This is a genomic window from Acidiphilium rubrum (assembly GCF_900156265.1).
GTDB lineage: Bacteria > Pseudomonadota > Alphaproteobacteria > Acetobacterales > Acetobacteraceae > Acidiphilium > Acidiphilium rubrum.
The window spans coordinates 21467-34374 of record NZ_FTNE01000010.1; the positions used below are offsets into that span (position 1 = coordinate 21467).

Annotated in this window: 11 protein-coding genes; 6 read left to right on the forward strand and 5 right to left on the reverse strand. The window is 64.5% G+C overall.

What is annotated here, in order from left to right; translation table 11 throughout:
• Positions 1-287 precede the first annotated feature (287 nt).
• On the forward strand, positions 288-1223 hold the full coding sequence (locus BW994_RS09075) for a LysR substrate-binding domain-containing protein (RefSeq protein ID WP_029313919.1): 936 nt from the start codon (positions 288-290) through the stop codon (positions 1221-1223).
• A 29-nt stretch (positions 1224-1252) separates the two neighbouring features.
• Here the strand turns inward: BW994_RS09075 and BW994_RS09080 are convergent, their stop codons facing one another.
• Genes BW994_RS09080 through BW994_RS09100 form a run of 5 tightly spaced genes read right to left on the reverse strand, consistent with a single transcriptional unit; the run spans position 1253 to position 7569 of the window.
• Entirely contained in the window at positions 1253-2365 is a 1113-nt protein-coding gene (locus BW994_RS09080; protein ID WP_029313917.1) for an NAD(P)/FAD-dependent oxidoreductase, read from the reverse strand.
• The gene (locus BW994_RS09085; RefSeq protein ID WP_029313916.1) at positions 2362-3540 is read right to left on the reverse strand and encodes an NAD(P)/FAD-dependent oxidoreductase; all 1179 of its coding nucleotides are present in this window, start codon (positions 3538-3540) and stop codon (positions 2362-2364) included. Before BW994_RS09085 ends, BW994_RS09080 begins: the two co-directional genes overlap by 4 nt.
• A complete protein-coding gene (locus BW994_RS09090; RefSeq protein ID WP_051657632.1) occupies positions 3537-5030 on the reverse strand; it encodes an FAD-dependent oxidoreductase in 1494 nt (497 codons plus the stop codon). Before BW994_RS09090 ends, BW994_RS09085 begins: the two co-directional genes overlap by 4 nt.
• A 3-nt stretch (positions 5031-5033) precedes the next feature.
• The gene (locus BW994_RS09095) at positions 5034-6317 is read right to left on the reverse strand and encodes a cystathionine gamma-synthase family protein (RefSeq protein ID WP_029313912.1); all 1284 of its coding nucleotides are present in this window, start codon (positions 6315-6317) and stop codon (positions 5034-5036) included.
• A gap of 1 nt (position 6318) precedes the next feature.
• On the reverse strand, positions 6319-7569 hold the full coding sequence (locus BW994_RS09100; RefSeq protein ID WP_029313910.1) for an aromatic ring-hydroxylating oxygenase subunit alpha: 1251 nt from the start codon (positions 7567-7569) through the stop codon (positions 6319-6321).
• A 32-nt stretch (positions 7570-7601) separates the two neighbouring features.
• On the opposite strand from BW994_RS09100, the gene BW994_RS20180 reads away from it, so the two are divergent.
• From BW994_RS20180 to betB, 5 genes are all read left to right on the forward strand, one after another.
• Positions 7602-8015 (forward strand): DMT family transporter, encoded by a 414-nt coding sequence (locus tag BW994_RS20180; protein ID WP_245594233.1) that lies wholly within the window; start codon positions 7602-7604, stop codon positions 8013-8015.
• Between the two features lie 163 nt (positions 8016-8178).
• The gene (locus BW994_RS09110; RefSeq protein WP_029313909.1) at positions 8179-9135 is read left to right on the forward strand and encodes a glycine betaine ABC transporter substrate-binding protein; all 957 of its coding nucleotides are present in this window, start codon (positions 8179-8181) and stop codon (positions 9133-9135) included.
• 97 nt (positions 9136-9232) lie between these two features.
• A complete protein-coding gene (gene choW, locus BW994_RS09115) occupies positions 9233-10099 on the forward strand; it encodes a choline ABC transporter permease subunit (RefSeq protein WP_456303721.1) in 867 nt (288 codons plus the stop codon).
• Positions 10096-11325 (forward strand): choline ABC transporter ATP-binding protein, encoded by a 1230-nt coding sequence (gene choV, locus BW994_RS09120; RefSeq protein ID WP_029313905.1) that lies wholly within the window; start codon positions 10096-10098, stop codon positions 11323-11325. Before choW ends, choV begins: the two co-directional genes overlap by 4 nt.
• 20 nt (positions 11326-11345) lie before the next feature.
• A complete protein-coding gene (betB, locus tag BW994_RS09125) occupies positions 11346-12800 on the forward strand; it encodes a betaine-aldehyde dehydrogenase (RefSeq protein WP_029313903.1) in 1455 nt (484 codons plus the stop codon).
• The last annotated feature ends 108 nt before the right edge of the window (positions 12801-12908 follow it).

Here is a 12908-nt window from a genome sequence, read left to right on the forward strand (position 1 = left end):
TTCATGGACCAATACAAAATCAACCCCGACGGCAGCATCGACTTCACGCCAGAACAACTCCACGAAATCCTCGGCCCACCCCCACCGCCCGTGCCACCTTGGCACCAACCCTTCATCCCCTCCTTCAACGTCAAAAAAATGTGGCGCAAAGGGCCATGATTTTGCACGTCTATTTCATTACGATATCGTAATGATATACAATCTTCCAGCATCAGAAATGCGCCGATGAGCCATCCCATCGCCCCCACCCCTTGCCATCGCCCCCAACCCCGACAAAACTCGCCAGAATGGCCGCCAAACCCATCATCAACCGCAGCTGGATTCCCCTCAACGCCCTGCGCGCCTTCGAGGCGGTGGGTCGTCACCTCAGCTTCACCGCCGGCGGTCAGGCGCTCAACGTCTCCCAAAGCGCCCTGAGCCGCCATGTCCAAACCCTGGAATCCCTGCTCGGCTCACCCTTGCTCATCCGCCGCCCCCACGGACTCGAACTCACCGCCTCGGGTCAGGCGCTCCTGCCGGCCATCAGCCGCTCGTTCGATGCCATCGAGCGCGAAATGAACGAGATTATCCGCAACCGCGGCCGCGCCAGCCACCAGCGCACGCTGCGGGTCCACATGCCGCCCAGCTTCCTCCAGCAAATCGCCATCCCGGCCCTGAAATACTTCCACCGCGAATACCCGGACATCCTGATCGATGTCTTCTCCTCCAACGGCACCGGCATGCCCAAGGAAGAACCCGACGTCGCCGTGGTCTACGACCGCCCCCAGGTCAGCCAGACCGTCACCGACCTGCTCTGGATGATCAACCTCGCACCCGTCTGCGCCCCCGAAATCGCCGAAGCCCATCAAGGCAAATCCCTCGAACAATTCCTGCGCGACAACGAGCTTCTGCACGTCAAACTCGAAGGCCAGGCCCGCGGCATCAAGTGGGCCAGCTACGTCCAGCAACTCAAACTCGACGTCAACACCGACCGCGGCCTCGCCTTCGATACCGCCAGCTACGCCGCCAGCTACGCCATCGCCGGCACCGGCGTCGCCCTCACCGACCTCAACCTGTTCGCCGCCGAACTCGCCACCGGCCGCCTCGTCATGCCCTACGACGCCATCATCGACGAAGGCTACGGCTACTTCCTCATCCTCCGCCCCGAAGACCTCGCCGACCCCGTCGTCGCCCTCTTCCGCAGCTGGATGATCGAACACTGCGCCCGCCCCCCCGCCCCGTAAGGCAGATCGTGCCGATGCGGCCTCCGGTATCAACCGGCCCGGCCGGCCGCCCAAATCGCCAATGTGTCGGCATCGCGTTCACCGGCGATCGTGGCGGCAATGCCCTCACCGATCAGCGGCCCCAATTTGAACCCGTGGCCGGAGCATGCGCTGCCGAGCCAGCCTCTGGTGCCTTCCCGCCGCACCAGGAATCGTTCATCAGCCGTCACGGTATAAAAACATGCCTTACGCTCCAGCACCGTATAGGCGTCGAAATCGAGCCAGGCGCGCCGCGCCGCCGCGGTCAGGCGTTCCACATCGGCATCGGTGCCGGTGCGGTCCTCATCGGGATCGCCCTGGCGGGTGAACTGATGATCGCCGATTTTCAAACGCGTGCCGGCACGCGGCGGCAATGTATAAGTGCCGCTGTCCGGCCCGATATCGATCAGCACCGGCGCCGCCTGCCACGCATCCATCAGCGCCGGCGGCGGCGCCAGAAACATCACCGCCTGGCGCGACGGCACCGCAACCCCGGTGGTGGACGGGATCAACCGGTTCACCCAGGCCCCGGCCGTCACCACCACCGCATCGCCCTGGGTAAGGCCCGCCGCGGTCCGCACCGTACCGGCTTGCAGATCAACCGATTCCACCAGCGAATTCGGGTGCAGCACCACGCCCAGCCCCGCAATCAGCTTGACCATGTCGGTCAAAATACGGATCGGATACAACATCCCCGCACCATCGGTCTGCACCACACGGGTGACACCCTCGGGATTGACCATCGGATACCGCGCCATCGCCGCATCGATCGAAATATCCGTGCACGCCACACCCATCCGGCCCATCGAGCGCTTGGTCGTCTCGTACCAGTCGCTCTCGCCGCGCATCAGATAAACCGCCGGCATCGCATCGTAATGGCAGACCCCCAAAGCCGCCCACAACGCATTCCAGACCCGAAACGCCTCGGGCATCAGATACGCATAACCCTCCATATCGCCGTACGCATGGCGAATGATCCGGTGCTCATCATAAGACGACGCCTTGGGATACGGCAGCGCCCCCTGCTCAAACAACTCCACCGCAAACCCACGCCGCACCAAGCCCCAGGCCGTGCTCAGCCCGGCAATGCCACCACCGACCACAAGAATTTTTCCCGCACTCATGCCGGGACACTGGCTTGGTGTGTCGCCGGGGTGACCCAGCCCTGGATGCGCCGCCAATCCGGGTCCAGCCCGTCGAACCGCCGCAGCGACAATTTGTCGATATCGGCGAACGAACATCGTCCGTCGATCACCAGGTCCCGCAGGGCCCGCCCGGTCGCGGGCGACAGGCCGAAGCCGACGCTCGACATGGTGGCCACCGTCACGTTGCCGGGGTTGGCGGGCCGGTCGAGCACGGGCCGGCCGTCCGGCGTGTTTTCAATGATGCCGGCCCAGGAGCGGATCATCCTTGTGTGTGCCGCCTTGGGCAGCATCTGCGCGATGCGCAGCGCGATGTGTTGCAGAACGGGGGTCGAGGGCCGGGGCAGCGCGCCGTGCAGCGGCAATTCGTCCATCCACTCGTGCCAGCCGCCGCCGTAGGCGAGGTTGCCGCGCAGCGTCTGCCGCCCGTAGAGACCGTTGCCGTCGACGCCGCCGTACGGCATCAGCGGCAGCGCCTCGGTCACGATCATTTCCGCCCGCGCGGGTGCCACCGGCAGGTCGATCCCGATGCCGCGCAGCAGCGTGCCCGATTGCGGCCCCGCCGCGACGATCAACTGATCGCAGCCGATCATGCCATCCCGCGTCCGCACACCCACCGCACGGCCATGCGCCATTTCGATGCCCAGCACCGGCGTATGCTGCATGATCCGCGCGCCGTGGTCCTGCGCCGCCCAGGCATAGGCCTGCACGGTGCGTTGCGGATTGGCCTGCCCGCCGGTGCGGATATGCACGCCGCCGATATGCTGATCGCCCGCCAGCGGCACCGCATCGCGCACTTGCTGCGGATCGAGCAGGTCGGCCCGATAACCGAGCCCGGCCAGAATCCCCTGCATCCGCTGGTAGCGCGCCATCTGCGCCTCGTTCATCGCGATCACGATGCGCTCCGGCCGGTGTTCGGTCGGATAACCGAGCAGTTCATCCATCAGCGGCCACAGCCGTTGTTCCTCGTGGAACAGCGGGCTCTGATAATGCGTCGCACCACCGCCGTTGCGGCTCGAGGCTTCGTAGCCGATCACGCCCTTGTCGAGCACCAGCACATCCACCCCGTCGCGCGCCAACCACCAAGCGGCACTCAACCCGGTCACGCCCGCGCCGATGATGACGACCGCAGCGCCGTTCTCCCGCGTCTGGCTCATAGATGCATGTCTCCGGCGATATAGTCGGCCTCGCGCGGCGTGCCGATTTCATCATAGGGCACCCATTGCGCGACGATGCCGAACCACACATCCCAGCCGTCCCGCCCGGCTGCGTCATCGGGTGCCGCGAGGGCCGCCAGGCTCAGCGGGCGCACCGGCGCGCGAAACCCGGCGCGGTTGACGATGCCGATATCATTGCGCGCGCCGATCGCCAGCAGCATCGCCACCTGTTCGCGGCAGCGCCGCCCCTGGCATGGCCCCATCGAAACCCGGGTCAGCCGCTTCATCTGGTCGTGATCCGGCGGCCCGTCGGCCAGCAGCCCGGCCAGATCGCGCGCCGCCATCGCCTCGGATTCCGGGCCGAGATAGCGTGGCTGATGCAGCGCGAACACATCGCCGCGGGTCACCTCCTCGCAGGTGCAGGCCAGCGCGTCGTTGCCGCCGGTATCGAGCAGCGCGCGCATCCACGCCATGCGGTAATCGAGCCCGCCGGGCTCGGCCACACCGGCGCAATCCCCCGCCACGCTGATCGCTTCGATCGAGGTCTGGCCCGTTGCATCGCACACCGGCACATAGCCGCCCCGATCGCGATCGAGCGTGACCGCCGCCCCCAGCGTATCGAGCAGTTCGATCTGCGGCACCAGGCCGAGTGCCAAGCATACGGTGTCGCACGCAATCCGCTCGACCGCACCACCCGCCACCGGAATGATCCGCAGCGCCACCACGCCATCGACCGTGGTCTCTGCCATCAACGGCACGGCGCCGCAGCGAATTGCAACCCCGCGCGCCGCGACTTCGGCCACCAGATCGGCCGGACCCTGCGGCGCATCGCGCACCTCGATCAGGGCGGCCACCGTCAAACCCTTGTCGAGCGCGAGCAGCGCGGTTTCCAGCGCCAGCCGGCCCGATCCCAGAATGCTCACCACGCGGCCGGCGAAGGCGTCATAGCGCGTCAGCAGCGCGTGCAGCCCCTGCGCGCCGACCACGCCCGGCTGGTCCGACCCCGCGAAGGACAGCACCAGATCGCGCGCGCCGGTCGCGATCACCGCGCGGCCGAAGCCGCACAGCCAGGACCGATCCTCGGTCGCAAGCCCCGCCACCGCGCACGGCAGCACCTGCAAGCCCGGCCCGGCGACCCACATGCCCCAGACGCTCACGTTCAGCGCCACCTCGATCCCCGCCTCGAACGCATCCTCCAGGCCCGGCATGGCGCCCGCCACCTGTTCGATCATCCGGGCCTGATTGCCCAACGCCGGCGTTGCCCGGCCGCCGAACAGATAGGGCACATCGAGCCCGGCCATCGCCGCACTGACCGGATGCTCATCGACCAGCATGACCGAACGACCCTCACCCGCCGCCGCCAGCGCGGCCGCGATGCCCGCCGGGCCGGCACCGACCACCAGCACATCGACGAATTGCGCCGGTCGCGCCAGCTTGCCCACCGCGGATTTCGGATCGACCGGATACGCCTGCCGCATCACACCATCCATCGCTCAGATCCTTTCCAGCGCCTGCGCCAGATCACCGATAATATCCGCCTCATGCTCGATCCCGACCGAGAGCCGAATGGTCGCATCGGTCACGCCCGAAGCCTCGCGCCGGGCCTTCGGCACCGAAAAATGCGTCGTCGTCGCCGAGTGGCAGATCAGCGTCTCCGTGCCGCCCAGGCTGACCGCGAGGCGCAGCAGTTTCAGCGCATCGAGCATCCGGAACGCCTCGACCTCGCCGCCCTTGATGTCGAACACGAAGGTCGAACCCGCACCCGCGCATTGCCGCTCGAACGTCGCGCGCGCCGCACTGCCCTCCGGCAGAAACCCGGCATAGGTCACGCGCGCCACTTTCGGATGATCGCGCAAAAACCGCGCCACGGCGGCGGCGTTGCGGCACGCCCGCTCGGTGCGCAGGCCCATGGTTTCCAGCGAGCGCAACAGCAACCAGCAGCCATGCGGATCGAGATGCGTGCCCATCACCGTGCGCATTTTCCGCAACGGCTCGATCAGCGCGAACCGGCCGGACACGCTGCCGCCCAACAGATCACTATGCCCGCTCGCGTATTTGGTCAGCGAGGTCATGCACAGATCCGCCCCCTGTTCGAGCGGGTTTTGCAGCAGCGGCCCCATGAACGTGTTATCGACCACCACCAGCGGCCGGCTGCCCTGCTGCAATTCCAGCCGCCGGGCAATCCGCGCGATCAGCGCGATATCGGCAATCCCGGCCAGCGGGTTCGACGGTGTCTCGACCCAGATCATCCCGAGCCGCCCATGTGCCAGCGCCTGATCGACCGCGCTGGTGATCGAAGCCTCATCCACCGCATCCGCGATCGCGACCGGCTTTACCCCGTGCGCGGGTGCCATCAGATTGTTCAGCAACCCATCGGTGCCGCCGTACAGCGGGCTGGTGTGCACCACGCTCTCGCCCGGCCGCACCAGCGACAGCAGCGTAGTCGAAATCGCCGCCATGCCGGAATTGAACACCGCACACGCCTCGGCACGGTCGAGTGCGGCCATCCGGTCCTGCAGCATCTGCATGTTCGGATGATCGAGCCGGGCGTAGATATAGCCCTCATCCGCGCCGGACTGCGGCGCGCGGCCGGCGATGTAGCCCTCATGCGCGGTCTTGGCGTGCATCGAATCGCGATACACGAAGGTCGAGGTCAGATAGACCGGCGGTTTCGCCGAACCGTGATGCTCGGCCGGATGATAACCGTGCCCGACCGCAATGGTTTCCGGGTGCCAGGCCTGGTGATCCCGATCGGCGCCGAGCGGCAGATCGGCCATGTCAGAGCCCGACCAGGGCGGGCCGGCGCATCGGCGCCGGTTGCGGCACCACCGAAGCCACCCGGTTGGCATACCAATCGACGAAGCGGATCGCGAGCGATTCCGAACTCTCGCTGTAGGGTCCTGGCGTATATCCCAACGAATTCACCCCGCGCTGGTTGTTCTCGACCAGATCGCGGTCCTGCAGATTGGTCTCGTTCCACACGTTGGTCAGATCATCGACCGTGTAATCGATCCCTTCCTGCGCGTCCTTATGCACCAGCCATTTCGCCATCACGATGGTCTCCTCGGGGGCGACCGGCACCGCGATGAACATGAACACGAAATCGCCCAGCGCATGACAGAAACTATGCGGCTCCAGCGCCCAGCGCATCGACCCGACATCGCCGCCGTTGACGCTGCACATCGGCTTTTTCACACAGGGCTTGCCATCGATCGTGATCGACTCGTTGCCCTCGCGCAGCGCAAAGCGCGAGGCCTGCCACCACGCCCCTTCGACCGGCGCGCTCGGCAGGCCCATCGCCTCCATCCGCTGCTTGAAATCCAGGATATCGACCCGCTCGGAGCTCAGAAAATTGCCCCGCGCATCGGTCGGGAACGAGACCGATAATTGCGGATGGCGCGCCGCGCAATGATAGCACTCGCGCGCGTTTTCCATCACCAGCTTCCAATTGCCGCGCTCGACCAGCGTGGCCTGGGCCGCGACCTTGGCGTTCAGCATATCGTGCGGCGCCAGCATCGGGGCCAGCGCATCGTGAAACGCGGTGAAATCCGGCGCCTGTTCGGCGAGACACACATAGACCGTGCCGGCCACGGTGCGGACGTGAATGGGCTTCAAGCCATGCTGGGATTTATCGAAATCGCGCGGCATCCGCCCGGCCCCGCGCAGCGCGCCGCGATCATCGTACATCCATTGATGATACGGGCACATCAGCCGCTCGGCGGTGCCGCACCCATCCGGCAGGATCTGCGCGCCCCGATGCCGGCACGAATTGAAAAATCCGCGCAACACGCCATCCTGCCCGCGCAACACCACCACCGGGCTGCGGCCGATCGTGATCGCCAGATAGGCGCCCGCCGCCGCCACCTCGACCTCGAAGCCGACCATCAGCCACGCCTGGCCGAAAATCTCGCGCAGGTCGAAGTCGAAAATCGCCGGATCGTGGTAGAACGCCCCGGGCAGACTATGCCCCGGCCGGCGGGTGGCCAATAGATCACCGATCTGCGCGTTGATCGTCTGCTGGTCGAGCATGAAGAGTCTCCGAATGCGCCCGCAGGTTAGGATTGCGCGGCGCGGTGAGGCAAATTGCATTTGTGCATAAGCCCATGTCTTTCTGCGGGCGGCGGCGCAGGGAAGGGAAGCGCTTCTTTTTTGAAAAAAAGAAGCAAAAAACTTTTTTGAACTGGGCTTCGGGCGCCGCAACGGCACGGGACGCGCGAATAGACGTTTTTTTGCTTCTTTTTTTTCAAAAAAAGAAGTGCTTATCGTCCCTTTCCCTCATTGACCTCCCTGAGAGTCGCCCCCCGATGCCATCCCCTTACATCCTCCTCGCCATCGCGATCCTGTTCGAAGTCGCCGGCACCTCGTTCCTGAAGGCGTCGCGCGGCTTCACCCAGCCGGTGGCCGGTGTGCTGACGGTTCTGTTTTATGCCGGGGTCGCTATCGTCAATTTTTGGTCGACCGGCCTGCCCCATTAGGTGCAAGATGGGCGGATGCAAGGGCGATGTCGCTTGCATGCAAGACGCCGTCGGGTGCAACATGATGCTTAGCGTTACGGCGACCGCACACAGATTGCGGCGTTCCAGGGACAGAAAACCAGCGCGGATTGGTTACGAGAATCTGTGCATCCAGGAGGCTAAATTGAAAAATCTAACCGTCATCACGGCTTTTGCGTCGATCATGGCAACGGCATCGCTCGGGCTCGGCATTGCCCGCGCCGCGGAGCCGGCTTCGTGCAAGACCATCACCATGGCAAACATCGGCTGGACCGATAATGCCGTGCAGAACGCGGTGTTCACCGATGTCGCCCAGGATCTGGGTTACACGGTCAAGACCAATCTCTATTCGCTGCAGGTCATGTACGCCGGCATGCAGGACAAGAAGATCGACGTCTTTCTCGACAATTGGACACCTTCGCAGGACAAGACGACCGAACCCTACATCAAGCAGAAAGCGATGGAAGTGATCGGCCCTGACCTGACCGATGCGAAATACACGCTGGTGGTGCCGCATTATCTCTACAAACAGGGCCTCACCAGCTTTGCCGACATCGCGAAATACGGCAAGCAGCTCGACTACAAGATTTATGGCATCGAGCCCGGCAACGACGGCAATCAGCACATCCTCGCCATGATCAAGGCGAATAAATTCGGCCTCGGCAAGTTCCATCTGGTGCAGTCGAGCGAAGCGGGCATGCTTTCGGAAGTATCGCGCAAATATCCGAAAAAACAGGCGATCGTGTTCCTCGGCTGGGAACCGGAGCCGATGAACGTGCAGTTCCATATCGACTACCTCTCCGGCGGGCATGATTATTTCGGCCCGGACGAAGGCAAGGCGACCATTTATATCAACACCAAATACGGCTACGCCAAGGAATGCCCGAATGTCGGCACCCTGCTGCATCATTTCAAACTCACCATCAACGACGAAAACGCGATGATGTACGATGTGCAGGTGAAACATAAGGACGCCAACGCGGTAGCCGCGGCCTGGCTGCTCGCGCATCCGGATTGGGTGAAATCCACCCTGGCCGGTGTCACCACCACCGATGGCAAGCCGGGCGCGCCCGCCGTGATGAGCAAGCTCAAGGCGAGCTGATCCAACCCCCGCCGCGCACCGCCTGCCCCGGCACCGATCAGCCAGGGCAGGCATTGCGCGCCAGCAATCGACACGGGCCCATGCGGGAGAGATCATCGTGACCCTTCTGACCCATCCCGAGACCTGGATTACCGACCACGAAATACCGGTCGGCACCTGGTCGACCGATTTCGTCAATTTCGTCAAAAATAATTTCCAGGGTTTTTTCGACGGTCTGTCCAACGTGCTGGGCTTTCTGCTCGATGGCACGACCAGCATTCTGCACGCGGTTCCCGCGCTGCTGCTGATCGTGATTTTTGCGGCACTCACCTATGTTTTCAAAAAATCCTGGCGGATGGCGCTGTTCGTTTTCCTGGCCCTGCTGTTCATTTTGAACCAGGGCTATTGGGATCGCACGCTCGAGACGATTTCGCTGATCGTGTATGCCACGCTCGCGTGCATGGCGATCGGCGTGCCGATCGGCATCGCCGCCGCGCACCGGCCGGCGCTGTACCGCGTGCTGCGCCCGGTGCTTGATATGATGCAGACGCTGCCGACCTTCGTCTACTTGATCCCGACATTGGTGCTGTTCGGCCTCGGCAGCGTGCCGGGTCTGATTTCCGCCATCGTCTTCGTGGTGCCCACGCCGATCCGGCTGACCTATATCGGCATCAGCAACGTCCCCCGCCCCTTGATCGAAGCCGGGCAGGCGTTCGGCGCGAGCCCGACCGAACTGCTCTGGAAAGTGGAAATCCCCGCCGCTCTGCCGACCATTCTGGCCGGGCTGACGCAGGTGATCATGCTGAGCCTGTCGATGGTGGTGATCGCCGCCCTGGTCGGCGCCGGCGGCCTGGGTGAGCCGGTGGTCGAGGCGATGGAGACCGTGCAAATCGGCAAGGGATTCACCTCGGGTCTTGCCATCGTGATCGTCGCGGTCATTCTCGATCGGGTGTTCCGGCCGAGCCAGGAAAGCACCAACGCATGAGTTTCGCCGCCAAGTTCGAAGCCGTCGATATCCTGTTTCCCGGCAGCGCCGACCGTGGCGCGCGCGGGCGGATGACGATGGCGCTCGCCGAACTCGACGCCGGCAAGACCCGCAACGACATCATCGGCTCGACCGGCATCGTGGTCGGCGCGGCGGACGTCAATCTGGAGGTCGAACAGGGTGAGATTTTCGTGCTGATGGGCCTGTCCGGCTCGGGCAAGACCACGGTGCTGCGCGCGCTGAACGGGCTGAACACGATCAGTCGCGGCCGCATCACCATCCGCCACGGCGACGAGCTGGTCGATATGAGCAACCCGCCGCCCGCCACCTTGCGCCGCCTGCGCAACCAGGCGGTCTCGATGGTGTTTCAGCAATTCGCGTTGCTGCCCTGGCGTACCGTGCGCCGCAACGTCGAACTCGGGCTCGAACTGCGCAAGATGAAACCCGCCGAAATGCGCGCCAGCGTCGATCAATGGCTCGATCGCGTCGGCCTGCTGCAATGGGCGGACAAGCACGCGAGCGAATTGTCGGGCGGGATGCAGCAGCGCGTCGGCCTCGCGCGCGCGCTGGTCACCAACCCCGATATTCTGCTGATGGACGAACCGTTTTCCGCCCTCGATCCGCTGATCCGCAACAAATTGCAGGACGAGTTGCTTCAACTGCAACGCACCGTGCAGAAGACCATCATTTTCGTCACCCACGATCTCGACGAGGCGCTGAAAATCGGCAACCGTATCGCGATCATGAAGGACGGCAGGGTGATCCAGGTCGGCAAGCCCGAAGACATCGTGCTGCGCCCGGCGACCGATTACGTCGCGGAATTCGTTGCCCATATGAATCCGCTCACCGCGATCCGCGCCGCCTCGTTGATGCGTCCGATCGGAGCGTTGCGCGCCCCGGACGGCGCGCATCATTTCAACGACAATCAGGATTACGCGCTGCATCTCGACAATAGCGGCCAGTTGATCGCGCTGCACCGCGATGGCGCGGCGGCACCATTTCATCAGCCGCAACCGGGCGTACGCTGCCCGCAAGGCAGCACCGGCATCGTCACCGGCCAGCATCTGCTCAAGGACATCGTGGAAATCCGCCAGCAGACCACCCGCCCGGTGCTGGTGGCCGATAACGGCCGCATCGTCGGTTGCATCGGCACCACCGAGATTCTCGATGCGCTGACCCAGGCCGGCCGCGCCGATTACCGCGACAACACCGCCGCCACCAACTGACCCACAAGGCTACGCCCAGCATGATAGCGCGCCCCAATTTCATCGCCGGACAAGACTGGTCCGCGATCAGCCTTGCGACTTTCGAGGATCGCAACCCGGCGACCGGCGCGCTGCTCGCGACACTCGACATCGCGGATGCCGCCACGATCGATGCCGCGGTCGCCGCCGCCACCGCCGCTCAGCGCGACTGGGCGGCAACGCCCGCCGCCGCGCGGGGGCGGATTCTGCTGCGCGCCGCCGCGTTGCTGCGCGAAAACCTACCCGCCCTCGCGCGCCTGGAATCCGAGGACACCGGCCGTCCGATCAGCGAAACCATCGCGGTCGATGTGATTTCCGGCGCCGAATGCCTCGAATATTTCGGCGGGCTGGCCGGTACCATCGGCGGCGAAGCGATCGATCTCGGCCCGACCGCGTTCGGTTACACCAGGCGCGAGCCGATCGGCGTGGTTGCCGCGATCGGCGCATGGAACTACCCGCTGCAAATCGCGTGCTGGAAAGCCGCCCCCGCGCTGGTCTGCGGCAATGCGGTGATCTTCAAACCGGCGCCGCAAACCCCGCTCACCGCGCTCGAACTCGCGCGCATCTTCAAGCAGGCTGGGTTGCCGGATGGGCTGTTCAACGTGGTCAATGGTCTCGGTGAAACCGGCCAGCACCTCGTCGAGCATCCCGGCATCGGCAAAATCTCGCTCACCGGATCGGTCGCGACCGGTAAAGCCGTCGCTGCCCTCGCCGCCGCCAGCCTCAAGCGCGTCACGCTCGAACTCGGCGGCAAATCCCCCATCATCATCTGCGACGACGCCGATATCGACAGCGCCGTGAACGCGGCCATGCTGGGCAATTTCTACTCCGCCGGTGAAATCTGCTCGAACGGCACCCGCGTATTCGTCCATCGCAGCATCCACGACCGGTTTCTCGACGCTCTCATCGCGAAAACCCGCACCCTCACCATTGGCGATCCACTCGACCCCGCCACGCAGATCGGCGCCCTGATCTCGCCGGAGCACATGGCAAAAGTCCTCACCCATATCGAAGCCGGCAAAGCCGCCGGTGCCCGCCTCGCTGCTGGCGGCAACCGATGCACCACCGGCGCCCTCGACCAAGGCAGCTTCGTCGAACCCACCATCTTTGCCGATTGCACCGATGGCATGAGCATCGCCCAAGAGGAAATCTTCGGCCCCGTGATGGCGGTATTCCCCTTCGATACCGATGCCGAAGCCATCACCCGCGCCAACGCAACCCAATACGGCCTGTCCGCCGCCGTGTTCACCACCACCCTCGCGCGCGCCCATACCATGATCGCCCAACTCAAAGCCGGCACCTGCTGGATCAACCAATACAACATCACCCCGGTCGAACTGCCGTTCGGCGGCATGAAACAATCCGGCTACGGCCGCGAAAACAGCCGCACCGCACTCGACGCCTACACCGAGACCAAATCCGTCTACGTCGCACTCACACCGGTTGTGGGGTTTTGATGGCTTACGGAAGGAAGATCAGGGGGCTTTGCCCCCCGAACCCCCCACTAAGGGCGGAGCCCTTAGAACCCGCTAGTTTTAGGCAAGGGGAGGGCGCTGCCTCGGTGG

What these genes read in the sequence shown, in the direction of transcription:
- BW994_RS09075 (WP_029313919.1), top strand. Translation starts at nt 288, where the DNA reads ATGGCCGCCAAACCCATCATCAACCGCAGCTGGATTCCCCTCAACGCC.
- BW994_RS09080 (WP_029313917.1), bottom strand. Translation starts at nt 2,365, where the DNA reads ATGAGTGCGGGAAAAATTCTTGTGGTCGGTGGTGGCATTGCCGGGCTG.
- BW994_RS09085 (WP_029313916.1), bottom strand. Translation starts at nt 3,540, where the DNA reads ATGAGCCAGACGCGGGAGAACGGCGCTGCGGTCGTCATCATCGGCGCG.
- BW994_RS09090 (WP_051657632.1), bottom strand. Translation starts at nt 5,030, where the DNA reads ATGGATGGTGTGATGCGGCAGGCGTATCCGGTCGATCCGAAATCCGCG.
- BW994_RS09095 (WP_029313912.1), bottom strand. Translation starts at nt 6,317, where the DNA reads ATGGCCGATCTGCCGCTCGGCGCCGATCGGGATCACCAGGCCTGGCAC.
- BW994_RS09100 (WP_029313910.1), bottom strand. Translation starts at nt 7,569, where the DNA reads ATGCTCGACCAGCAGACGATCAACGCGCAGATCGGTGATCTATTGGCC.
- choV (WP_029313905.1), top strand. Translation starts at nt 10,096, where the DNA reads ATGAGTTTCGCCGCCAAGTTCGAAGCCGTCGATATCCTGTTTCCCGGC.
- betB (WP_029313903.1), top strand. Translation starts at nt 11,346, where the DNA reads ATGATAGCGCGCCCCAATTTCATCGCCGGACAAGACTGGTCCGCGATC.